Below are 22,125 nucleotides of genomic sequence, written 5' to 3' on the forward strand. Positions count from 1 at the left end.
CATGACACGCCTCTCGTATTTGCTTGCCTGCGCAGCGCTGGCCGCGGCGACGTCGGCGCGAGCCGCCGAGCTGCCGGCGGAGATCAAGCAGGCCGGCACGCTGAAGCTCACGGTCAACTCCACCTACGCGCCGGTGGAATATCGCGATCCCGCAACCAACGAGCTGGTCGGGCTCGACATCGATCTGGCGAAAGAGCTCGCCAAGCGGCTTGGCGACCTCAAGATTGTCTGGAGCGAGACGCCGTTCGCCGAGCTGATCCCCTCGCTCCAGACCAAGCGCGCCGACTTCATCATTTCCGGCATCTCCGATCGTGCCTCGCGGCGCGAGACCGCCGACTTCGTCGATTACCTCGCAACCGGCCCGCAGTTCTTCGTGATGGCGGAGAGCGCGGTCAAGGACGCCACCGATCTGTGCGGCAAGAAGGTCGGCACCACCCGCAGCACCAGCTTCCCGGTCGAGATCGAGAAGTGGAGCAAGCAGAATTGCGAGCCGGCCGGCAAGCCGGCGATCCAGTACGTTCCGGGCGAGAATTCCATCGACGTCCGCAACCAGCTCAAGCAGGGCCGCATCGACGCCGCCGTGCAGGGCAGCGAGACGTTGCCTTATGCGCAGCAACAGGAGCCCGGCAAGTACCGCATCGTCGGCGAGCCCTTTGCCAAGGGCTATCAAGGCATCATGTTCCGCAAGGACGATGCCGCCTTGCGCGAAGTCGTGACCGAGAAACTCGCGGCGATGATCGCTGACGGCTCGTACAAGGCCATTCTCGACAAATGGGGCTTGGGGACCAATGCAGTCGCCCAGCCCATGCTGAACGCGGCGCCGCAATGAAGCAGGCGCCGGCACTCGCGCAAGGATTTCCCGATCTGTCGGGCATGCGGATCGCGCGCGAGCCGCACTGGTTTCGCTGGATCAGCGCGGCCCTGATCGTCCTCGTGCTGGCGGCGATCGCGCGCGCCTTTGCGAACGGCCAGATCGAATGGTCCTATGTCAGCCGCTTCCTGACCGCAAAGGTCATCCTCGAAGGCATCGTCAACACCATGGTGATGGCGGTGCTGGCGATGATGCTCGGCATCTTCCTTGGCATCGTCGTCGCGATCATGCGGCTGTCGCCCAATCCGGTGCTGAAGTCGGTCGCCGCCGGCTACACTTGGCTGTTCCGCGGCACGCCACTGATCCTGCAGCTGCTGTTGTGGTTCAATCTCGCGCTGGTGTTTCCGACCATCGGCATCCCCGGCCTGTGGTCCGCGCGCGCCGTCGACGTCATGACGCCGTTCCTTGCCGCGCTGCTCGGGCTCGGCATCAACCAGGGCGCCTACACCTCCGAAGTGATGCGCGCCGGCATGCTGTCGGTCGATATCGGGCAATATGAGGCGGCGCAGGCGATCGGTATGGGACGGCTGCGCGCGCTGCGCCGCATCGTGCTGCCGCAGGCGATGCGCGTGGTGATCCCGCCGCTCGGCAACGAGTTCATCGGCATGGTGAAGGCGACCTCGCTCGCCAGCGTGATCCAGTATCCGGAGCTGCTGCACAATGCCGAGAACATTTACTACGCCAACTCCCGCGTCATCGAGCTGCTGATCGTCGCCGGGCTCTGGTACCTGCTCGCGGTCTCGATCCTGACACCGCTCCAGATGTTGCTCGAACGCCGCTTTGCACGCGGCACATTGCGGCTGGCGCGATGACAAAGCCGCTCGTCGCGATCCGCTCCGTAGCCAAGAACTTTGGAGAGTTTCAGGCTCTCAAGAACGTCTCGCTCGACGTCTGGCCCGGCGAGGTGATGTGCCTGATCGGCGCCTCCGGCTCCGGCAAGACCACGCTGCTCCGCTGCATCAATCAGCTCGCCACGATCGATGCCGGCGGCATCTGGCTCGACGGCGAACTGCTCGGAGTGCGCGAGCAAGGCGGGAAACTCCATCGCCTGAGCGAGCGCGAAATCGGGCGGCAGCGGCTCAAGACCGGCATGGTATTCCGGCGCTTCAACCTGTTTCCGCACAAGACCGCGCTGGAGAACATCACGGAAGGCCCGACCCAGGTGCAGGGGCGCAAGCCGGATGAGGTGCGCGCCGAGGCGACCGAGCTGCTTCGGCGCGTCGGATTGTCGGCCAAGGCCGACTGGTATCCGGCGCAGCTCTCCGGCGGCCAGCAGCAGCGCGTCGCGATCGCGCGGGCGCTCGCCATGAAGCCGATGCTGATGTTGTTCGACGAGCCCACCAGCGCACTCGATCCCGAGCTGGTCGGCGAGGTGCTCGCGGTCATGAAGGAGCTGGCGCGAAGCGGCATGACCATGATGGTGGTGACGCACGAGCTCGGCTTCGCCCGCGAGGTCGCCGACCGCGTCGTCTACATGGATCAGGGCGCGATCGTCGAGCAAGGCCGCGCCTCCGACGTGTTGGGCGCGCCGCGCGAGGAGCGCACCAAGGCATTTTCTTTCGGCAGTGATCTGACATTGGGGGTATGGTGATGAAGAGATTCTTGCTTGCGGCGGCGTTCCTGGGCGCCATGAGCGTGTCGGCAATGGCGGCCGAACTGCCGCCTGAGATCGTAAAGCGCGGCAGCATCAAGGTCGCGGTGGTGCCGAACTATCCGCCGATGGAGTTCCGCGATCCCGCCACCAACGCGCTCTCCGGTTTCGACGTCGATCTCGGCGAAGCCATCGGCCGCAAGCTCGGCCTCAAGATCGAATGGACCGAGACCAGCTTTGCCGAGTTCATGCCCTCGATCTCGACCGGGCGGGTGGATGCGATCCTGTCCGGTTTCACCGACTATGCGAGCCGGCACGAGGTCGCGACCTTCGTCGATTATTTGCGCAGCGGCCCGCAGTTCTTCGTGCAGGCGTCACGCAAGGCGGAATTCAAGGATGCGACGTCGCTGTGCGGCAAGAAGGTCGGCGCCAGCCGACGCACCATGTTCCCGGCCCAGATTGCGGCGTGGAGCGAGAAGAATTGCGGCAGCTCTCCGATCCAGTTCGTCGGCACCGACGGCTCGGCCGATGCGCGCACCCAGCTGAGGCAAGGCCGCATCGATGCCGCCGCCCAGGGCAACGAGACGCTGCCCTACATCATGGACCTCGAGCCCAACACCTATGCGACCGTGGGCGCGCCCATCGCACAGCAATTCACCGGCATTGCTCTGCCGGTGAAGGAGAAGGCATTGCAGCAGGCAATGCTGGAGGCGGTCGACGCGCTGATCGCGGACGGCACCTACAAGACGCTGTTGGCGAAGTGGAAATTGAGCGACAACGCAATCGAGAAGGCGACCATCAATGCTGGACAGTAAGGCACTCCAGAGCATTCCGCTCGTTCCGGCCAACACCGCGGATCCCGCGCCCGAATATCCGTGGCTGAAGCCGTACACATCCGCGATGTTCCTGTCGTTCGACGTGGACGCCGAGAGTGCCTGGACCAGCAAGGACGCAGGTCATGCGCAGCGGCTCATCACCATGAGCTATGGCGGCTATGAGGCGCGCGTCGGCACGCCGAAACTCCTGGAGCTGCTCGACCAGCTCGATCTCAAGGCGACGTTCTTCGTCACGGGGTGGTCGGTCGATGCGCATCCGGCGATGGCGGAGTCCATCCTCAAGGCCGGTCACGAGATCGGCCATCACGGCTATCACCATCTGCTGCCAGATCCCGGCGATCCCTGGATCGAGGAGGAGCTGGAGCGCGGCTTCGAGGCGCTGAAGCGCCGGCTCGGCGTCAAGCCGACCGGCTATCGCGCGCCCTATGGCGAGTTCACCGAGGAGCTGCGCGTCGCGCTGGTGCGCCACGGCATCGTCTATACGTCATCGTTCCGCGACGACGTCAGGCCCTATCGTCATCGCCTCGCCGACGGCAAGCCCGGCACGATCGAGCTGCCGGTGACCGCGAGCTATGACGACTGGATGCACGGCCTGTCCGCGCGCTTCAGTCCGCGCTCGATCTTCCCTAGGGAACACGTGCTCTCGATGTGGAAGGACGAGCTGGATGAGGTCCGCGACTGGGGCGCGATGGTGACAACCGTGCTGCATCCGCAATGCAGCGGCCGCCCGATGCGGCTGCGGCTGGCGCGCGAATTCCTGACCTACGCAAAATCGTGCCCGGATGTCTGGATCACCACCGGCGAGAACATCGCGGAGAACTTCCTGCGCCACGAAGCGGGTCACCGCTAATGTCCATCTCCCGCCGTTCGCTCCTCAAGGCCGGCGCGGCGCTGCCGGCGCTGTCGCTGCCGGGCATCGTCCGCGCTGAATCGCAATCCACGCTGCGCTTCATCCCCGTCATCGATCTCGCCTTCGTCGATCCCATCTATTCGACCGCGCAGGTGTCGCGAAACCACGGCTTCATGGTTTACGATACGCTCTACGGCATGAGCGCCTCGCTCCAGGTCTCGCCGCAGATGCTGTCGGGCCACGCCATCTCCGCCGACCAGCTGCAGTGGGACCTCACGCTTCGCGACGGCCTGTTCTGGCACGATGGCGAACGCGTGCTGGCGCGCGATTGCGTCGCCAGCATCCGTCGCTGGGCCGCGCGCGACGGCTTTGGCGGCGAGCTGATGGAGGCGACCGCCGAGCTCTCGGCTGCCGACGACCGCACCATCCGCTTCCGTCTGAAGCGTCCTTTTCCGCTGCTGCCGCAGGCGCTCGGCAAGGCAGCCATCAATGCCTGCTTCATGATGCCGGAGCGGCTGGCGAGCCAGGATCCGTTCAAGCCGCTCACCGAGGTGATCGGCAGCGGTCCGTTCCGCTATCTCGCCGACGAGCGCGTGCAGGGCGCGCGCAATGCCTATGCCAAGTTCGAGCGCTATCAGCCGCGCACCGACGGCAAGCCGGATTGGACTGCGGGGCCGAAGATCGTGCACTACGATCGCGTGGTCTGGACCACTACGCCCGATGCCGGCACCGGCGTCGCCGCGCTCCAGACCGGCGAGCAGGATTGGCAGGAGACTACGCCGCACGATCTGCTTCCGGTGATCAAGGCGGCCGGCGATATCGAGATGCGCATCCTCGATCCCCGAGGCTACGCCTGCATGCTGCGCCTCAACCACCTGCAGCCGCCGTTCGACAATCCCGCCATCCGCCGCGCGCTCCTGGGTGCGATCGACCAGTCCGCATTCATGACCGCCGTCGCCGGCACCGATCCGGCGTTCCAGGTCTCACCGGTCGGCTATTTCGCACCCGGCACCCCGATGGCAAATGAGGTCGGCCTCGACGTGTTCCGCGGCCCGCGCGACTACGCCAAGGTGAAGGCCGACCTGAAAGCCGCGGGCTACAACGGCGAGAAGATCGTGCTGCTCGTTCCGACCAACTCGCTGGCGCAAAAGCCGCTTGGCGAGATCGCGGTGGACTCGTTGCGCAAGGCCGGCATGAACGTCGAATATGCCGGCCTCGATTTCGCCGTGGTGCTGCAGCGCCAGCTGAAGAAGGATCCGCTTCCGCAGGGCGGCTGGAGCGCCGCGGTCGGCAACTGGCAGGGCATCGACTGGCTCAACCCGGCCGGCAACACCAACATTCGCGGCGAAGGCAAGGTCGCCGGCTGGTACGCGAGCACGAAGATGGGCGAGTTGCGCAGCCAGTGGCTGGCGGCCTCCGAACTCGCCGAACAGCAGCGCATCTGCCGCGAAGTCCAGAGGGTGGCGTTCGAGGAAATCCCCTATATTCCGATCGGCCTCTACAAGCAGCCGACGGCCTATCGCAAGGCCATCACCGGCATTCTCGACGGCACCGCCGTGTTCTGGAACGTGCGCCCCGCATGAGCACCACAGCAATCTTCGGCAGCTATGTGCTGTCACGGAAAGACGGCGCGCAGGACGTGCTGCGCGACCGCTGGGTTCTGGTCGAAGGCAAGAAGATTGCAGCGATCACACGCGACAAGCCGCGCGCCGATCGGGTCTATGATCGTCCGGGCCGCTTCGTCCTGCCGGGCCTGCTCAACCTGCACAATCATTGCTTCTCGGAAGCGGTGGCGCGCAGCCACACCGAGGACGGCAATGGCCGCAAGAACAACCAGAGCATCGTCTACACGGTGCTGCTGCCGCTGACCAAGCGCGGCGCCGATATCCTGTCGGCGGAAGAGCGCCTTGCGGTGGCGCGGCTCGGCATCCTCCAGCTGCTCAAGGGCGGCGCCACCACGGTGATGGAGCCGTTCCGCAACTCGATCCCCGAGATGTTCGACGCGGCGGAAAAGATGGGCATCCGCTTCTACGGCGCGCCCTATCTGTTCTCGACCTCCGACGCCAAGGCCGGGCCTGACGGTGTGGTCCAATATTCCGGCGATGACGGCGCTGCGGATATGGCGGCGTGGGACGCGCTCTATCAGCGCTGGAATAATCGCGGCGACGGCCGCATCAGTCTTGCGATGAGCCCGCACGCCACCGACACCTGCGGCCCCGATCTCTTGAAAGCCTGCGCCACGCGGGCGCGCGAGCTCGGGGTTCTCATCACCACGCACATGGCGCAGAGCCGCGCCGAGGTCGAGACCATCGGCAAGCGCTATGGCGGCCGCACGCCGGCAGAATATCTGGACTGGCTCGGCCTGCTCGCGCCGGATCTGATGGCGGCGCATTGCATGTTCTCGAGCGACGACGATCTCAAGCTGATGGCCGCGCGCGGCATGACCGTCTTGAACTGCCCGCGCGTGTTCGCGCGTGCCGGCATCACCGCGGCGTTCAGCCGCTTCGCCGAGCACGGCGTGCGCACCGTGGTCGGCACCGACGGCTACAACATGGACCTGCTCGGCGAGCTCAATGCGGCGTCGCTGATCTCCAAGATCATTTCGGCGCGCCCTGACGTCGCGAACTCACCCGAGCTGATCGAGGCGAACACGACGGTCGCCGCCGACGTGATCAAGCGGCCCGATCTCGGCCGCATCGAGCCGGGCGCGACCGCCGATCTCACGGTGGTCGATCTCACCCATCCGCATCTGCAGCCGCTGTTCGACCCGCGCCGCGCGCTGATCGCACTCGCCAACCGCGCCAATATCGATCAGGTCATGGTCGATGGCCGGGTCCTGGTCGATGAGGGACGCTATCTCGGCGCGGATGAAGCCGCGATTACGGCGGCCGGCACCGCCGCGATCGGCAAGATCTGGGATCTGCCGGAGGCGCAGGCCGCGTTCAACGGCTGACCCCGGCTTCGTCGTCCTCGAACTCCACCAGCGCCTTGCGCATGGTCTCGACCAGGTCCAGCGCCACCGGGGACGGGCTGCGCTGCGCCGGAAAGACCGCGGAGAATTCGAAATCGATGCGCGGCAGGAAGCGGCGCACGATGACGCCGCGCGTTGCAAATTCCTGCGCCGTGAAGGGATCGCAGATCGCGACGCCGAGGCCTGACGACACCATGCCGCACATGATTTCCGACAGCGTGGTCTCAACGCGCAGCACGCGGCGGACATCGTGGCGGTGGAAGACCTGGTCGACGAGATGCCGACTCGAGGATCCCGCCGACAGCGAGATGAAGGTCTCGCCCTCGAAATCGCGCGGCTCCAGCACTTCCTTCTCCGCGAGGCGATGACCGGTCGGCAGCACTGCGACGCGCGCCGGCGCCGGCAGTCTCTGGCTCGGCAGACCGGAATGCGCGATCGGCACCTCGGCAAAGCCGACGTCACATTGATTGTTCAGCACCCAGTCGACCACGATCGGCGAGATGACACCGAAGAAGGCGAGGTTGAGGTTTGGCCGCTCCTTCAGGAAGTGACCGGTGAGCCGCGGCAGATAGCCGTTCGACAGCGCCGGCAGTGCTGCGATGCGTAGCGAGCCCGTGCGCCGGCCGCGGATTTCTTCCGCCGCCGCAGTGATGCGTTCCAGCCCGACGAAGGAGCGCTCGACTTCGGTGTAGAGCGCCATCGCCGCGGCGGTCGGCACCAGGCCGGTGCCGCGGCGTTCGAACAGCTCCATCTTCAGCAGGGCCTGGAGGTCGCGCAGCAAGCGGCTGACGGCCGGCTGCGTCACCTTCATCAGCGCCGCCGCCTCGGTCACACTGCCGGTCAGCATCATCGCGCGGAAGGCCTCCACCTGCCGCGAATTGATCCGCGCCATTCCACCATCCAATCATAACATTTCGGCATGCAGAGGGTGCCATTATTCATTGGACGATGGAAGTATAGGTCTGCGATCTTTTTCATCAGGACTGGAGACAGCCCGCTTTTTCGGCAGATTGGAGGTGTTCAACCCTCCAGATCGCGCCAAAACCCGCCGAATGGGGGCCGGAGCCCTGATCGGAAGCGGTTTGGCGCGGAAGGGAATGCGGCAACGCGCTTCAGCCAGCGAGACTCGTCGGCACGTCACCTCATTCCGGTATTGGAGATCGGTCCACATGAAGACTTTTCGCCTTCTGACCGCGGTCAGCATCGCAGCGCTCATTGCCGTCCCCTCGGTCGCCTCGGCCCAGCAGAAAACGCTCTACGTCGCCGGCTATGGCGGCTCGTTCGAGAAGACCATCCGCGACGAGGTGATCCCGGCCTTCGAGAAGGAGAACGGCGTCAAGGTCGAATACGTCGCCGGCAATTCCACCGACACGCTGGCCAAGCTCCAGGCGCAGAAAGGCAACCAGCAGATCGACGTCGCCATCGTCGACGACGGCCCGATGTACCAGGCGATCCAGCTCGGCTTCTGCGGCAAGCTCGACGGCCTGCCCGCCGATCTCAACGACACTGCGCGCTTCAAGGACGATCGCGCGGTCGCGATCGGCATCGTCGCCACCGGGCTGATGTACAACACAAAGGTGTTCAAGGAGAAAGGCTGGGCGCCGCCGACCTCGTGGAACGACCTGAAGGACACGAAATACGCAAAACAGCTCGTGATTCCACCGATCAACAACACCTACGGTCTCGAAGCGCTGGTGATGCTGTCGAAGATGAACGGCGGCGGCGAGACCAACGTCGAGTCCGGCTTCAAGATCTTCAAGGAGCAGATCAATCCGAACGTGCTGGCCTATGAGCCGTCGCCGGGCAAGATGACCGAGCTGTTCCAGTCCGGCCAGGCCGTGATCGCGGTATGGGGCACCGGCCGCGTGCAGAGCTTCGCCAATACCGGCTTCCCCGTCGACTTCGTCTACCCGAAGGAAGGCGCAGCGACGCTGCTGACCACGGCGTGCCCGATCAATAAGCCCAATGCTTCGCCGCTGGCTGCGAGCTTCGTCAAGATGCTGCTCGATCCGAAAACCCAGCTCGTGATGCTGAAGGATTACGGCTACGGCCCGGTGCTGAAATCGCTGGTGATCCCGCCCGAGCTCGGCAAGATGGCGCCGATCGGCGAGCGCGCGGCCAAGCTCTATAATCCGGACTGGACCGTGATCAACGAGAAGCGCGAGGAGTGGACCAAGCGCTGGAATCGCGAGGTCGAACGCTGATCGGTCGCCGCGGAGACAGCGCCATGGCCTATCTCGAGCTCGATCGGGTCGCAAAGCAGTTCGGCACGCAGACTGTGGTCGATGACTTCAGCCTGTCGGTGGGGAAGGGGGAGTTCATCTCCTTCCTCGGCCCGTCCGGCTGCGGCAAGACCACGACGCTGCAGATGATCGCGGGCTTCCTCGATCCGACGCGCGGCGCGATCCGCCTCGAGGGCAAGGACCTGACCGCGATCCATCCGGCAAAGCGCGGCCTCGGCATCGTGTTCCAGAGCTACGCGCTGTTTCCGCACATGACCGCGGCGGAGAACGTCGCCTTCGGCCTGGAGATGCGTGGCGTGCCGCGCGCTGAAAGGTCCGAACGCGTCCGCGCCGCACTCGCGATGGTGGGCCTCGCCGGATACGAGGATCGCCATCCGCGCCGCATGTCCGGCGGCCAGCAGCAGCGCGTGGCACTGGCGCGTGCGCTGGTGATCAAGCCCAGCGTGCTGCTGCTCGACGAGCCGCTGTCGAACCTCGACGCCAAGCTGCGCGAGGAGATGCAGATCGAGCTGCGCCAGATCCAGCGCACCGTCGGCACCACCACGATCCTGGTCACGCATGACCAGAACGAGGCGATGTCGCTGTCGGATCGCATCGTGGTGATGAGCCAGGGCAAGATCGAGCAGATCGGCACGCCACAAGAGACCTATGAAAGGCCGGCCTCGGCCTTCGTCTCGCAATTCCTCGGCAAGACCAACGATTTTGCCGGAACGATCGACCGGACCGTCGCGCCGACGCAGTTGGTGGCCGGCTCCTGGCGCGCACCGGCGCCGGCTGGGCTCGGCGGTCCCGTCACCGTCAGCGTTCGCCCCGAAAGAATCGGCTTTGGCGATACAGGGCTGGGCGCAAAAATCATCACGCGCATCTTCCAGGGCAATCACTGGCTGTTCCAGTGCGACAGTGAATGCGGCCCGGCGATCGTGATCCGCCAGAACGACGGCAAAGCGCAGCCGGCCGAAGGGGACGCGGTTCGCCTCACCTGGCGGCCCGAAGACATGAGCGTTCGCGTGAGGGCCGGCGCATGAGCATGGCGGCCGAGGAGCGCAGCCTGCGCGCCCCGTGGGTGCTGACCGCACCCGCCTTGATGCTGTTCGTCGGCGTGCTGGTGATTCCGCTGGCGATGACGGTAATGCTGTCATTCCACGATTGGGGCCAGTACAAGGGCATCGAGCCGGTCTTCATCTTCAAGAACTGGCACGAGATCGCGACCGATCCCTATTACGCGGAGATGTTCTGGCGGACCTTTCGCATCGCGATTCTGACCACGCTGCTCACCGTGCTGCTCGGCGCGCCCGAAGCCTATATCCTCAACCGCATGAGCGGCCGCTGGAAGAGTTTTTTCCTACTGGTCATTCTCGGGCCGCTCTTGATCTCAGTGGTGGCGCGAACGCTGGGCTGGGCCCTGCTGTTCGGTGGCAACAACGGCCTCGTCAACAAGCTGCTGATGTCGCTCGGGCTGATCGGCTCCCCCATTCCCTTCATGTTCACCGAAACAGGCGTGGTGATCGCGCTCGCGCATGTGATGATGCCGTTCATGGTGCTGTCGGTATGGGCCGCCCTCCAGCGGCTCGATCCGCAGATCGAGAATGCTGCGATGTCGCTCGGCGCGGGCCCCGCGACCATCATCCGCCGCATCATCATGCCCCAGATCATGCCGGGCGTGCTGTCGGGCGCCATCATCGTGTTCTCGCTCTCGGCCAGCGCCTTCGCAACGCCTGCGATCATCGGCGGCCGCCGGCTCAAGGTCGCGGCAACGCTCGCCTATGACGAATTCCTCAACACGCTGAACTGGCCGCTGGGCGCTGCGGTCGCAACGCTGCTGCTGGCCGCATTGGTGCTGATCGTCGTCGGCAGCAACGCACTGATCGAACGCCGCTATGCGGAGGTGTTCCGATGAGCCGGAACGGTCCGCTCGCGCTGATCTTTCACACCATCTTCGTCATCGTCATGGTGGCGCCGATCCTGGTGGTCTGCCTCGTCGCCTTCACGCCTGAGGGATACCTGTCGCTGCCGACCAACGGCTTCTCGCTGCGCTGGTTCAGGACCATTGCGAACTACCCCGAATTCATTCACGCCTTCTGGGTCAGCCTCGGCCTTGGCGCGTTGTCCTCCCTCGTGGCACTGCTGTTCGCGGTGCCGGCGGCGCTGGCGATCGCGCGCTATCGCTTCCGTGGTCGTGATGTGCTGGCGGCGCTGTTCCTGTCGCCGCTGATGATCCCACATGTGGTGCTCGGCATCGCCTTCCTGCGCTTCTTCACTTCGGCCGGTCTCGGCGGCAGCTTCGCGGCGCTGATCGTCGCGCATGTCATCATCGTGTTCCCGTTCGCGCTGCGGCTGACGCTGGCGGCGGCGACCGGCATGGACCGCACGGTCGAGATGGCGGCGGTCTCGCTCGGCGCCGGCGGCTGGACGCTGTTCCGCCGCGTGACCTTGCCGCTGATCCTGCCCGGCGTCATCAGCGGCTGGGCGCTCGCCTTCATCCAGTCCTTCGACGATCTCACCATGACCGTCTTCCTTGCTGCGCCCGGGACCGAGACGTTGCCGGTCCGCATGTTCCTTTACATCCAGGACAACATCGATCCGCTCGTGACGTCGGTCTCGGCCTGCGTGATCGCAATCACCATGGCCGCCCTCATTTTGCTCGACCGCTTCTACGGGCTCGACCGTGTGCTCGCTGGCAAGGGCGATACGGGACGATAGGAGAACTCATGTCAGGAGATTACGACGTCGCCGTCGTCGGCGGCGGACTGCTCGGCTCCGCCATTGCCTGGGGCCTCGGCCGGCTCGGCAAGAAGGTCGCCGTGCTCGACGAAGGCGACATCACCAAGCGCGCCTCGCGCGCGAACTTCGCATTGGTGTGGGTGCAGAGCAAAGGGCTCGGCATGCCGGCCTATACGCGGTGGACCGTGCAGGCCTCGCAGGCGTGGGGCCGGCTGGCCTCCGAGCTGAAGCAGCAGACCGGCCTCGACGTCGCCCTGCAGCAGAACGGCGGTTTTCATCTCACGCTCGGCGAGGACGAATTCGGCCAGCGCACCGAGCTCGTCAAGCGCATGCACAACCAGGTCGGCGCGGCCGACTACAAGATGGAGATGCTGCGGCCGTCCGAGGTGAAGGAGGCGCTGCCGCTGGTCGGCCCCGAGGTCTCCGGCGGCAGCTATTGTCCGCTCGACGGCCACGTCAATTCGCTGCGCACCTTCCGCGCCTTCCACACCGGCTTCATTGCGTTCGGCATCGACTATTTTCCGGAGCGTCCGGTCTCGGCGATCAGCAAGAGCGGGGGCGAATTTCGGCTGATCACGCCGCAGGGCGAGCTGCGCGCCGCCAAGATCGTGCTCGCCGCCGGCAACGCCAACCAGACGCTGGCGCCGATGGTCGGCCTCTTTGCGCCGATGGGCCCGACTCGCGGCCAGGTCGTCGTGACCGAGCGCACCATGCCGTTCCTGCCGCATCCGCTGACCACGATCCGCCAGACCGACGAGGGCACGGTGATGATCGGCGACAGCAAGGAGGACGAGCTCGATGATCGCACGCTGAAGCCGTCGATCAGCGGCGTCATGGCCGATCGCGCGCAGCGCATGTTTCCGCATCTGGCGCGGCTCAACGTGGTCAGGAGCTGGTCCGGAATCCGCGTCATGCCGCAGGACGGCTTTCCGATCTACGATCAGTCGGAGACGCATCCCGGTGCCTTCGTCGCCTGCTGCCATTCCGGCGTGACGCTCGCCTCCAACCACGCCTTCGAGATCGCGCGCATGGTGGCGCAGGGCGCGCTCGAGCCGGAGCTGGTCGGCGCGTTCTCGGCCAGCCGTTTTGGTGGCGCAGGTGCTGCGAACAGCAGCGGCTACTAGAGATTCTGAGAAGGAGCCAAGAGGCATCCCCATGTTCAAGCGATCCGAACAGGACAAGCGGCCACAGGTGCAGATCTTCGTCGACGGCGTCGCGGTCGCAGCGCGCCAGGGCGACACCGTCTCCGCCGCACTGCTGGCCTCCGGCGTTGACGCACGGCGTTCCACCGCGGTGAGCGGCGCGCCGCGTCTGCCTTATTGCATGATGGGCGTCTGCTTCGACTGCCTCGTCACCATCGACGGCGTCGGCAACCGGCAAGGGTGCCTCGTGCCCGTCGCCGAGGGCATGCAGATCGAAATCCAGAAGGGCAAGCGGGAGATCGGAAAATGAGCGTGGCTCCCAAGCGCGAAAACTATGACGTCGTGGTGATCGGCGCCGGGCCCGCGGGCCTTGCTGCTGCCGCAACATCCGCCGAGGCCGGCCTCTCGACGCTGCTGCTCGACGAGAACATCGGCCCCGGTGGCCAGGTGTTTCGCGCCATCGCCTCGACGCCGGTTACCGAGCGCAATCAGCTCGGCGCCGATTATTGGGTCGGCGCCGATCTCGTGCAGTCGCTGCGCGCGAGCAATGCGGAGGTCATTCACCGCGCCACCGTCTGGAGCCTCGACCGCAATCTCGATATCGCCGTCTCGATCGGCGGCGCCTCGGCCTTCGTCAAGGCGAAACGCGTGATTCTCGCGACCGGTGCGCTGGAGCGGCCGCTCCCAATTCCCGGCTGGACGCTCCCGGGCGTGATGACCGCGGGCGCGGCGCAGACCATGCTGAAGTCCTCGGCGCTGGTGCCCGACGGACGCACCGTGATCGCAGGGCAGGGGCCGCTGCTCTGGCTGCTCGCCGCGCAGATACTGCGGCTTGGCGGCCGCATCGATCGCATCCTCGACACCACGCAGCGCGGAAATTATTTCGCCGCGCTCCCGCACGCTTTCGCCTTCCTCACCTCGCCCTATTTCGCCAAGGGCCTGTCGATGATGCGCGAGGTGAGGGCGAAGGTGCAGGTCGTCTCCGGCGTCACCGAGCTTGCGGCTTCCGGTGATGGCCAGCTTGCCAGCGTGAGCTACGTCGCCGGCGGCAAGCGCGAGACCATCGCTGCGGACCTGTTGCTGCTGCATCAGGGCGTCGTGCCCAACGTCAATCTGGCGATGTCAGCCGGCATCGAGCATCGCTGGGATGATCTGCAATTGTGCTGGTCGCCAGTGCTCGACGCGAGCGGCAATTCGTCGGTCGCCGGCATCGCGATCGCCGGTGACGGGGCCGGCATCGGCGGCGCGAGTGCAGCCGTGGTGCGCGGTCGCATTGCCGCGCGCGCCGCCGTCGAAGCACTGGCGCCCGCTTCTGCCGCAAAACTTCCCGCAATGGCGACGCTCCGTTCCGACCTCGCCAAGGCTGAGCGTGGTCGCCTGTTCCTCGACACGCTGTTCCGCCCCGCGCCGCAGTTCCGGATTCCTTCAGGCGATACCATCGTCTGTCGTTGCGAAGAGGTCACGGCAAAGGACGTTCTCGATTCCGTCGCGATCGGCGCGACCGGGCCGAATCAGCTCAAGGCCTATCGCCGCACCGGCATGGGCCCGTGCCAGGGCCGGCTCTGCGGCCTCACCGTCACCGAGCTGATGGCGCGGGCGCGCGGCAAGACCCCGCAGGAGATCGGTTACTACCGGCTGCGCGCGCCGGTGAAGCCGATCACGCTGGCCGAACTCGCCGCCGTTCCCAAGAGCGAGGCCGACGTCAAGGCCGTGGTGCGCGGATGAGCAAGAACGTGGATGCGATCGTCATTGGCGGCGGCATCCACGGGTGCTCGACCACGCTGCATCTGTGTCTCGCCGGCCTGAAGCCGGTGCTGATCGAAAAGGACTATGCCGGCCGTCACGCCTCCGGCGTCAATGCCGGCGGCGTCCGGCAGCTCGCGCGGCACATCCCCGAGATTCCGCTGTCGATCCGCTCGATGGGCATCTGGGAGAAGATCACGGATCTCGTCGACGACGATTGCAGCTTCGAGAGCTACGGCCAGGTGCTGGTCGCCGAGAACGAGGAAGAACTCGCCCTCTGCCGCGCGCGCGTCGCCGAGCTCAATGCGCTGGGCTTCACCCACGAAGAGCTGATCGACGCCGCCGAACTGCGCCGGCTGGTGCCGGCGGTGGCCGAGACCTGTCCCGGCGGTGTGGTTTCTCGGCGTGACGGTGCGGCCAATCCGGCGCAGACGACGACGGCGTTCCGCCGCAAGGCCGAGCAATTGGGCGCGACTGTGCGCGAAGGCGTAGCTGCCGGCAGCATCCGGCACCGTGACGGCCTCTGGCATGTCGATGTCGGTTCGGAGAGCTTTGCCGCGCCGGTGCTGGTCAACGCCGCCGGCGCCTGGGCCGGCAGGATCGCGGCTGATCTCGGCGAGCCGGTGCCGGTCGAGACCGTGGCGCCGATGCTGATGATCACCTCGCGTGTGCCGCACTTCATCGATCCCGTCGTGATCCTGCGCGGTCGAAAGCTGTCCTTCAAGCAGTTCAAGAACGGCACCGTGCTGATCGGCGGCGGCCATCTGGCGACGCCCTATCAGGATCGCAACGAGACGGTGCTGGACTGGAAGAGCCTTGCGACCAGCGCGCAGACCGTGTTCGAGCTGTTTCCGGTGATGCGCAGCGCCAACATCGTCCGTGCCTGGGCCGGCATCGAAGCCAAGATGAAGGACGACATTCCCGTGTTCGGGCCGAGCTCGCGTCACAAGGGCCTCTATCACCAGTTCGGCTTCTCGCTGCACGGTTTCCAGCTCGGCCCTGGCGCCGGCGCCGTGATGGCGGAACTGATCGTCAACGGCGGCACCCAGACCCGTATCGGCGAACTCGGCATCGACCGCTTCCACCCTTCCACGCTCTAAACAAGAGGACATCATGAGCATCACCCGCAGCATCCGCACGCCCATCATGCACCGCGCCGTCGAAGCCAATGGCTTCGTCTTCCTCGGCGGCACGATCGCCGACGACACCTCGGTCTCGATGGGCGAGCAGACTCGCAACATCCTCGGCAAGATCGCCGGCTATCTGAAAGAGGCGGGAACCGACAAGAGCCGCGTGGTCAGCGCCTCGATCTTCGTCACCGATCTCTCCAAGAAGAAAGAGATGGACGCGGCCTGGATCGAATTCTTCGGCGACAACCTGCCGACCCGCGCCACCGTTGGCGTCGCCGATCTCGGCGGCGGTGCGCTAATTGAGGTGGTGGTGACCGCGCTCAAGGGCTGATGGCGCACGGCGAGGAAGGACGACAGCGCCCATCACGCTGTTGTCTCCTCGTGCCGCGCCTTGATCTCGCCCCTTGATGGGACTAGTTAGAGAGTTCCTCAATCAGGATCTTCGCAGCCATGGATTTCACCCCGACCGCAACGCCCATCCGCCTTGCTCACGGGGAATTCCATGCCTGCTTCAATCGTCCTGTCGAACCTGTCGCTGTCCACGCCTGACGGGCGCTCTCTTTTCTCAAACCTCGATCTGACATTCGGCGCCGAGCGAACTGGTCTCGTCGGCCGTAACGGCGTTGGCAAGACGACGCTGCTTGCGTCGATGCTCGGCGAACATGTTCCTCAGTCGGGACGCGTTCTGATCAACGGCACTATCGGCTTGTTGCGCCAGGACGTGCAGGTTCTTGCCGGCGGGACCGTGGCGGATCTGTTCGGCGTGCGGCCGGCGCTCGAGTTGATGCGCCGTGCCGAGCGGGGCGACGCCTCCGCCGACGAGGTCGCTGCGGTCGACTGGACGCTCGAGACGCGGCTTGAGGCCGCGTTGGCGCGCCTCGGGTTCGATCCGTCTCCCGATACGGCGCTGTCGTGCCTGTCCGGTGGCCAGATCACACGGGTTCGTCTCGCCGCGCTGGTGTTCGCTGCGCCTGACTTCCTGCTGCTGGACGAGCCCACCAACAATCTCGACCAGGACGGACGCAAGGCCGTCACCGATCTGCTGGCTGCCTGGCGCGGCGGCGCGATTATCGTCAGCCACGACCGGACACTGCTCGACACCATGGATGCGATCGTCGAGCTGACGTCGCTCGGCGCGACGCGATATGGTGGCAATTGGAGCAGCTTTCGAACGCAGAAGGCCATCGAGCTCGCGGCTGTGAGGCACGATCTCGCGCATGCCGAGAACCGCCTGTCCGAGATCGACGGGAGGGCGCAGGAGGCCGCGGAGAAGAAAGCGCGCAAGGACAGCGGCGGCAGAAAGAAGCGCGCCAAGGGCGACATGCCGCGCATCCTGGCCGGCGCCCGCAAGGATCGCAGCGAGGACACGGGCGGCAAGAATGCGCAAATCGCCGAGCGGCAGCGCGCGGAAGCGCTTCAAGCCATCGACACGGCGCGCCGGCGCGTCGAGGTTCTTCAGCCGCTCTCGGTCAAATTGCCCGCAACCGACCTGCCGGCGGGGAGGGAGGTGCTTTGGCTTGACGGTGTCAGCGCTGGCTTTTGGCCGGAGCAGCCAGTCGTGCGCGACCTCTCATTTGCGGTGGTCGGGCCGGAGCGCGTCGCGCTGGTCGGGCCCAATGGCTCCGGCAAGACGACGCTGCTGAAGCTCATTGTGGGCGAGCTGCGTCCGCTTGCGGGCATCGTGCGGCTCAGGCCGGATTTCGCGTTGTTCGACCAGAAGGTCAGCCTGCTCGACCCGGCGCGCTCCATCCTGGACAATTTTCGGCGTCTCAATCCGAAGGCCGGTGCGAACGAGTGCCATGCCGCGCTGGCCCGGTTCATGTTTCGCGCCGATGCCGCCTTGCAAATCGCCGGGAGCCTGAGCGGCGGGCAAATCTTCCGCGCGGGCCTCGCTTGCGTGCTGGGCGGGCAGCCGCCGCCGTCGCTGCTGATCCTGGACGAGCCGACCAATCATCTCGACTTCGAGTCCATCGAAGCCGTCGAGGCCGGCTTGCGGGCCTATGACGGCGCACTGCTGGTCGTCAGCCATGACGAGGCGTTCCTGCAGGCGATCGGGATCACGCGGCGGATCGAACTTGCCGCCAATTTGCCGCGCATCGATGGCGGGATCGTCTGATCCCGCCTGGCGCTCTGGATCTGGCTGTGATTTTCAAAAGCCCGACGCCCTGCCCCCAGCGCGTCGGGCGGAAAAAAATGAGTATAAATCCGTGATCCCAACGCCATTGTTGTGACGCGGGCCGCATCGATTTTCTACTCCGGGAAACTACCGCATCGGAACCAGGCTTCGTCTGCCCACCGATTGCGCGGCCTAGGATGCCGCGCCTCCACCCGGCTCCAGCGCCTCGCCGATCTCCAGCGGATGCGCCATGGTCTCGTGCAGCGCGTCGCGGTCGAGCTCGCCTTCGGAGATGCTGATGACCACGCAGGCAACGCCATTGCCGATCAGGTTGGTGAGCGCGCGGCATTCGCTCATGAACTTGTCGATGCCGACCAGGATCGCAATCGACTGGATCGGGATATCAGGCACGATCGACAGCGTCGCAGCGAGCGTGATGAAGCCGGCGCCGGTCACGCCCGAGGCCCCCTTGGAGGTGATCATAGCGATGCCCAAAATGCCGAGCTCCTGCCAGATGGTCAGATGGGTGTTGGTCGCCTGCGCCAGGAACAGCGTCGCGAGCGTCATGTAGATGTTGGTCCCATCGAGGTTGAAGCTGTAGCCGGTCGGGATCACGAGGCCGACCACGGAGCGTGAGGCGCCGAGATGCTCCATCTTCTGGATCATCTGCGGCAGCACGGTCTCGGAGGACGAGGTGCCGAGCACGATCAAGAGCTCGTCCTTGATATAGGCGATGAAGCGCAGGATCGAGAAGCCGGCGAGCCGGGCGATCGAACCCAGCACGATCAGCACGAACAGGATGCTGGTCAGATAGAACGTGCCGATCAGCGCGGCGAGATTGAGCAGCGAGCCGAGGCCGTAGGCGCCGACGGTGAACGCCATGGCGCCGAAGGCGCCGATCGGCGCGACGCGCACGATGATGCGGATGATGCCGAAGAACATCTTCGCTGCCTTGTCGATCGCGTCCGCAATGGGCTCGCCGGCCTTGCCGAGAAAGGCGATGGCGAAGCCGGAGAGAATCGAGATCAGCAGCACCTGCAAGAGGTCGCCGCGCGCGATCGCCCCGAGATAGCTGTCGGGAATGATCGCCATCAGATGGGCGACGATGCCCTCTTCGTGGGCCTTGGTGACGTAGGTCGCCACCGATTTCGGGTCGATCGTGGCCGGATCGATGTTGAAGCCGCGCCCGGGCTGCAGAATCTCCCCGACCAGAAGGCCGACCGCGAGGGCCACGGTCGAGACCGTCTCGAAATAGATCAGCGATTTCAGCCCGACCCGGCCGACCCGCTTCAGATCGCCCATCGAGGAGATGCCGTGCACCACGGTGCAGAAGATCACGGGCGCGATCATCATCTTGATCAGCGCGATGAAGCCGTCGCCGAGCGGCTTCAAGGCCTTGCCGAGATCGGGATAGAGATAGCCGATGAGCACGCCGAGTGCGATCGCGATCAGCACCTGGACGTAGAGGATCTTGTACCAGGGCTGGTGCCGGCGCTGGATGGCTGACGGGATCGCAATCTGTGTCATAATGTAGGCTCGGGAACGGATTGATCGTGGATGATTTGCATCATGTGATGGGCGCCGCAGAAGCGACAATCACATTTTTGTCTGTTGGCACGACCATCGGTCGTTGCGTCGAACTTGGGTGGGAACATGACGATCGCAACAGGCTCGGACGAGCAGAGTTATTTTCCACGTTGGAAGCTCAAGACCTCGGGCGTGATTATGCCGGAGGAGCGGCTGTCCTGGGGCCAGACCATCGTCTCGGGTCTTCAACATTGCGTCGCGATGTCCGGTGCGACGATCATCGCGCCGCTGTTGATGGGGTTCGATCCCAACGTTGCAGTTCTGTTCTCCGGCGTCGGCACGCTGATCTTCTTCGTCATCGTCGCCGGGCGCGTGCCGAGCTATCTCGGCTCGAGCTTCGCCTTCATCGCCGTCGTCATCGCCGCCACCGGCTATGCCGGGCAGGGGCCGAACCCGAACCTGTCGGTTGCGCTCGGCGGCATCGTCGGCGCCGGAGTGCTGTATGGCCTGATTTCGCTGGTCGTGATGTGGTCCGGTGTCGGCTGGATCGAGCGGCTGCTGCCGCCGGCCGTTACCGGCGCTGTCGTCGCCGCGATCGGTCTCAATCTCGCGCCGGTGGCGGTCAAGGCAGTGAGCGCCAATGCCTTCGACACCTGGATCGGGCTCGCCACCGTGCTGATCATCGGCGTGGTGGCCGTTGCAGCGCCAGGCCTGTGGCGCCGCCTGCCGATCATCCTCGGCGCTGTCGGCGGCTATCTTTTGTACCTGCTTTTCGCGAACGGCCTCGGTTTCAGCAAGCCGATCGATTTCACGCAATTGTCGGCCGCGCCGTGGCTCGGGCTGCCGAACTTCACTGCGCCGAGCTTCCATGCCGATGCGATCTTCCTCATCGCGCCGGTTGCGGTCATTCTCGTTGCCGAGAACCTCGGGCACATCAAGGCCGTGGGCGCCATGACGGGCCGAAGCCTCGATTCTTATCTTGGCCGCGCTCTGTTCGCCGACAGCTTAGCTACCATCGTGGCGGCGTGCGGCGGTGGTACCGGCGTCACCACTTATGCCGAGAACATCGGCGTGATGGCGGCGACCAAGGTCTATTCGACCCTGCTGTTTGCGTTCGCAGCCCTGGTGTCGATCCTACTCGGCTTCTCGCCGAAATTCGGCGCGCTCATCCTGTCCATCCCGGGTCCCGTCATCGGTGGGCTTTCGACCGTGTTGTTCGGGCTGATCGCGGCGATGGCCGGACGAATCTGGGTCGAGAACAAGGTCGACTTCGCTAATCCTGCGAACCTCATCACGGTCGCGGTGGCGCTGATCGCAGGGGCCGGCGATCTCACGCTCAAATTCGGTGCATTCACGATCGGCGGCATCGGCACCGCGACCTTCGGCGCGATCATCCTCTATCAGATCTTGACCTCGCCGCGCGCGCAGCGAGCTGACTAGATCCCGGCATCTGCGAGGGATGGAACAAAACGCCGGTTCCATCCATGATGATGCATCCCGGAGAAAACACATGCCGCAAACCGAACGCTCGACCCCGTTTCCCTCGCGCCTCGTCGGCCAGTACGCGCTGGTGACCGGCGCCTCACAAGGCATCGGCCGTGCCGTCGCCATCCGGCTCGCTCAGGAAGGCGCGACCGTCGCCATCAATTATTTCGGCAGTCCCGAGGGGGCGGACGAGACGCTCGCGCTCGCACGAACCGCATCCGCCGACCGCGGCCACGGCAGGCTCGACCATATCGTCGTCAAGGCCGATATCGGCAATGAGCAGGACATCGCCGCGATGTTCGAGACGGTCCTGGCGCGTTTCAAGCGCCTCGACTGTCTCGTCAACAATGCCGGCTTCCAGCGGGAATCGCCGAGCGAGGCGCTCGACGTCGAAACCTATCGCCGCATCATCGACGTCAATCTCAACGGCGCGGTACTCTGCTCGCAGAAGGCGCTGGCGCATTTCGTCGCGCGCGGGGCAGGCGGCAGCATCATCAACTGCTCCAGCGTCCACCAGATCATCCCCAAACCCGGCTATCTCGCTTACTCGATCAGCAAGGGCGGCATGGCCAATCTGACGCGCACGCTGGCGCTGGAATTCGCCGGCCAGCGCATCCGCGTCAATGCGGTTGGTCCCGGCGCGATCGACACGCCGATCAATGCGGCCTGGACCGGCGATCCGGAGAAGCGCGGCGTCGTCACCTCCCACATTCCGATGGGGCGCGTCGGCACGCCGGAAGAGATCGCCGCGGTGTTCGCCTTCCTCGCCTCGGACGACGCCAGCTACATCACCGGCCAGACCGTCTATGCTTGCGGGGGCCTGACGCTGTTTCCAGAGTTTCGGGAGAACTGGGCAAGCTGAAAACCGGCTTGGGGTTGCGCGCGCCTCGCGTGGGATA

At 65.3% G+C, this 22,125-nt stretch carries 21 protein-coding genes; 19 read left to right on the forward strand and 2 right to left on the reverse strand.

From position 1 onward, the window contains the following. Position 1 precedes the first annotated feature (1 nt). Genes XF30_RS09130 through XF30_RS09160 form a run of 7 tightly spaced genes read left to right on the forward strand, consistent with a single transcriptional unit; the run spans position 2 to position 7,101 of the window. Positions 2-829 carry an ABC transporter substrate-binding protein gene (locus XF30_RS09130; RefSeq protein WP_109142470.1) on the forward strand — a complete coding sequence of 276 codons (828 nt, stop codon included), beginning with the start codon at positions 2-4 and terminating at the stop codon, positions 827-829. Beyond that, positions 826-1,683 carry an amino acid ABC transporter permease gene (locus XF30_RS09135; RefSeq protein ID WP_036021759.1) on the forward strand — a complete coding sequence of 286 codons (858 nt, stop codon included), beginning with the start codon at positions 826-828 and terminating at the stop codon, positions 1,681-1,683. The genes XF30_RS09130 and XF30_RS09135 overlap by 4 nt, the downstream gene beginning before the upstream one ends. Beyond that, on the forward strand, positions 1,680-2,462 hold the full coding sequence (locus XF30_RS09140) for an amino acid ABC transporter ATP-binding protein (protein WP_109142471.1): 783 nt from the start codon (positions 1,680-1,682) through the stop codon (positions 2,460-2,462). Before XF30_RS09135 ends, XF30_RS09140 begins: the two co-directional genes overlap by 4 nt. Continuing rightward, positions 2,462-3,277, forward strand: a complete 816-nt coding sequence (locus tag XF30_RS09145) for an ABC transporter substrate-binding protein (protein WP_192893084.1) — start codon at positions 2,462-2,464, stop codon at positions 3,275-3,277. The genes XF30_RS09140 and XF30_RS09145 overlap by 1 nt, the downstream gene beginning before the upstream one ends. Next, positions 3,264-4,148, forward strand: a complete 885-nt coding sequence (locus tag XF30_RS09150; RefSeq protein WP_109142473.1) for a polysaccharide deacetylase family protein — start codon at positions 3,264-3,266, stop codon at positions 4,146-4,148. The genes XF30_RS09145 and XF30_RS09150 overlap by 14 nt, the downstream gene beginning before the upstream one ends. Beyond that, positions 4,148-5,731, forward strand: coding sequence for an ABC transporter substrate-binding protein (locus XF30_RS09155; protein WP_109142474.1), 1,584 nt, complete (start codon positions 4,148-4,150; stop codon positions 5,729-5,731). The genes XF30_RS09150 and XF30_RS09155 overlap by 1 nt, the downstream gene beginning before the upstream one ends. Beyond that, entirely contained in the window at positions 5,728-7,101 is a 1,374-nt protein-coding gene (locus tag XF30_RS09160) for an amidohydrolase family protein (protein WP_109142475.1), read from the forward strand. The genes XF30_RS09155 and XF30_RS09160 overlap by 4 nt, the downstream gene beginning before the upstream one ends. Here the strand turns inward: XF30_RS09160 and XF30_RS09165 are convergent. Continuing rightward, entirely contained in the window at positions 7,091-8,011 is a 921-nt protein-coding gene (locus tag XF30_RS09165) for a LysR substrate-binding domain-containing protein (RefSeq protein WP_036021792.1), read from the reverse strand. The genes XF30_RS09160 and XF30_RS09165 overlap by 11 nt on opposite strands. Positions 8,012-8,288: 277 nt before the next feature. On the opposite strand from XF30_RS09165, the gene XF30_RS09170 reads away from it, so the two are divergent. The 10 genes from XF30_RS09170 (at position 8,289) to XF30_RS09215 (ending at position 18,214) form a co-directional block, all read left to right on the forward strand. Further along, positions 8,289-9,323: an ABC transporter substrate-binding protein gene (locus XF30_RS09170; protein WP_109142476.1), complete on the forward strand. Its 1,035-nt coding sequence runs from the start codon at positions 8,289-8,291 to the stop codon at positions 9,321-9,323. A 23-nt stretch (positions 9,324-9,346) separates the two neighbouring features. Beyond that, the gene (locus XF30_RS09175) at positions 9,347-10,387 is read left to right on the forward strand and encodes an ABC transporter ATP-binding protein (RefSeq protein ID WP_192893085.1); all 1,041 of its coding nucleotides are present in this window, start codon (positions 9,347-9,349) and stop codon (positions 10,385-10,387) included. Further along, positions 10,384-11,259: an ABC transporter permease gene (locus tag XF30_RS09180; RefSeq protein ID WP_109142478.1), complete on the forward strand. Its 876-nt coding sequence runs from the start codon at positions 10,384-10,386 to the stop codon at positions 11,257-11,259. The genes XF30_RS09175 and XF30_RS09180 overlap by 4 nt, the downstream gene beginning before the upstream one ends. Further along, complete coding sequence (locus XF30_RS09185) at positions 11,256-12,062, forward strand: ABC transporter permease (RefSeq protein WP_109142479.1); 807 nt, start codon at positions 11,256-11,258, stop codon at positions 12,060-12,062. The genes XF30_RS09180 and XF30_RS09185 overlap by 4 nt, the downstream gene beginning before the upstream one ends. A gap of 8 nt (positions 12,063-12,070) precedes the next feature. Further along, positions 12,071-13,207: an NAD(P)/FAD-dependent oxidoreductase gene (locus XF30_RS09190; RefSeq protein ID WP_109142480.1), complete on the forward strand. Its 1,137-nt coding sequence runs from the start codon at positions 12,071-12,073 to the stop codon at positions 13,205-13,207. Positions 13,208-13,238: 31 nt separating this feature from the next. Beyond that, the gene (locus XF30_RS09195; protein ID WP_025034065.1) at positions 13,239-13,535 is read left to right on the forward strand and encodes a (2Fe-2S)-binding protein; all 297 of its coding nucleotides are present in this window, start codon (positions 13,239-13,241) and stop codon (positions 13,533-13,535) included. Beyond that, positions 13,532-14,950, forward strand: a complete 1,419-nt coding sequence (locus XF30_RS09200) for an FAD/NAD(P)-dependent oxidoreductase (RefSeq protein ID WP_109142481.1) — start codon at positions 13,532-13,534, stop codon at positions 14,948-14,950. The genes XF30_RS09195 and XF30_RS09200 overlap by 4 nt, the downstream gene beginning before the upstream one ends. After that, positions 14,947-16,068 (forward strand): NAD(P)/FAD-dependent oxidoreductase, encoded by a 1,122-nt coding sequence (locus tag XF30_RS09205; protein ID WP_109142482.1) that lies wholly within the window; start codon positions 14,947-14,949, stop codon positions 16,066-16,068. The genes XF30_RS09200 and XF30_RS09205 overlap by 4 nt, the downstream gene beginning before the upstream one ends. A 13-nt stretch (positions 16,069-16,081) precedes the next feature. Next, the gene (locus XF30_RS09210) at positions 16,082-16,429 is read left to right on the forward strand and encodes a RidA family protein (RefSeq protein ID WP_109142483.1); all 348 of its coding nucleotides are present in this window, start codon (positions 16,082-16,084) and stop codon (positions 16,427-16,429) included. Between the two features lie 171 nt (positions 16,430-16,600). Beyond that, positions 16,601-18,214 carry an ABC-F family ATP-binding cassette domain-containing protein gene (locus tag XF30_RS09215; RefSeq protein ID WP_109142484.1) on the forward strand — a complete coding sequence of 538 codons (1,614 nt, stop codon included), beginning with the start codon at positions 16,601-16,603 and terminating at the stop codon, positions 18,212-18,214. A gap of 192 nt (positions 18,215-18,406) precedes the next feature. Here the strand turns inward: XF30_RS09215 and XF30_RS09220 are convergent, their stop codons facing one another. Then, entirely contained in the window at positions 18,407-19,741 is a 1,335-nt protein-coding gene (locus XF30_RS09220; RefSeq protein WP_109142485.1) for a dicarboxylate/amino acid:cation symporter, read from the reverse strand. 126 nt (positions 19,742-19,867) lie between these two features. Here XF30_RS09220 and XF30_RS09225 point away from each other — a divergent pair, with 126 nt between their 5' ends. Then, positions 19,868-21,181, forward strand: coding sequence for a solute carrier family 23 protein (locus tag XF30_RS09225; RefSeq protein WP_109142486.1), 1,314 nt, complete (start codon positions 19,868-19,870; stop codon positions 21,179-21,181). A 70-nt stretch (positions 21,182-21,251) separates the two neighbouring features. Next, positions 21,252-22,088, forward strand: a complete 837-nt coding sequence (locus XF30_RS09230) for an SDR family oxidoreductase (RefSeq protein WP_109142487.1) — start codon at positions 21,252-21,254, stop codon at positions 22,086-22,088. Positions 22,089-22,125 lie beyond the last annotated feature (37 nt).

The organism is Bradyrhizobium sp. SUTN9-2 (genome assembly GCF_003122645.1).
GTDB classification, from domain to species: Bacteria; Pseudomonadota; Alphaproteobacteria; order Rhizobiales; family Xanthobacteraceae; genus Bradyrhizobium; species Bradyrhizobium yuanmingense.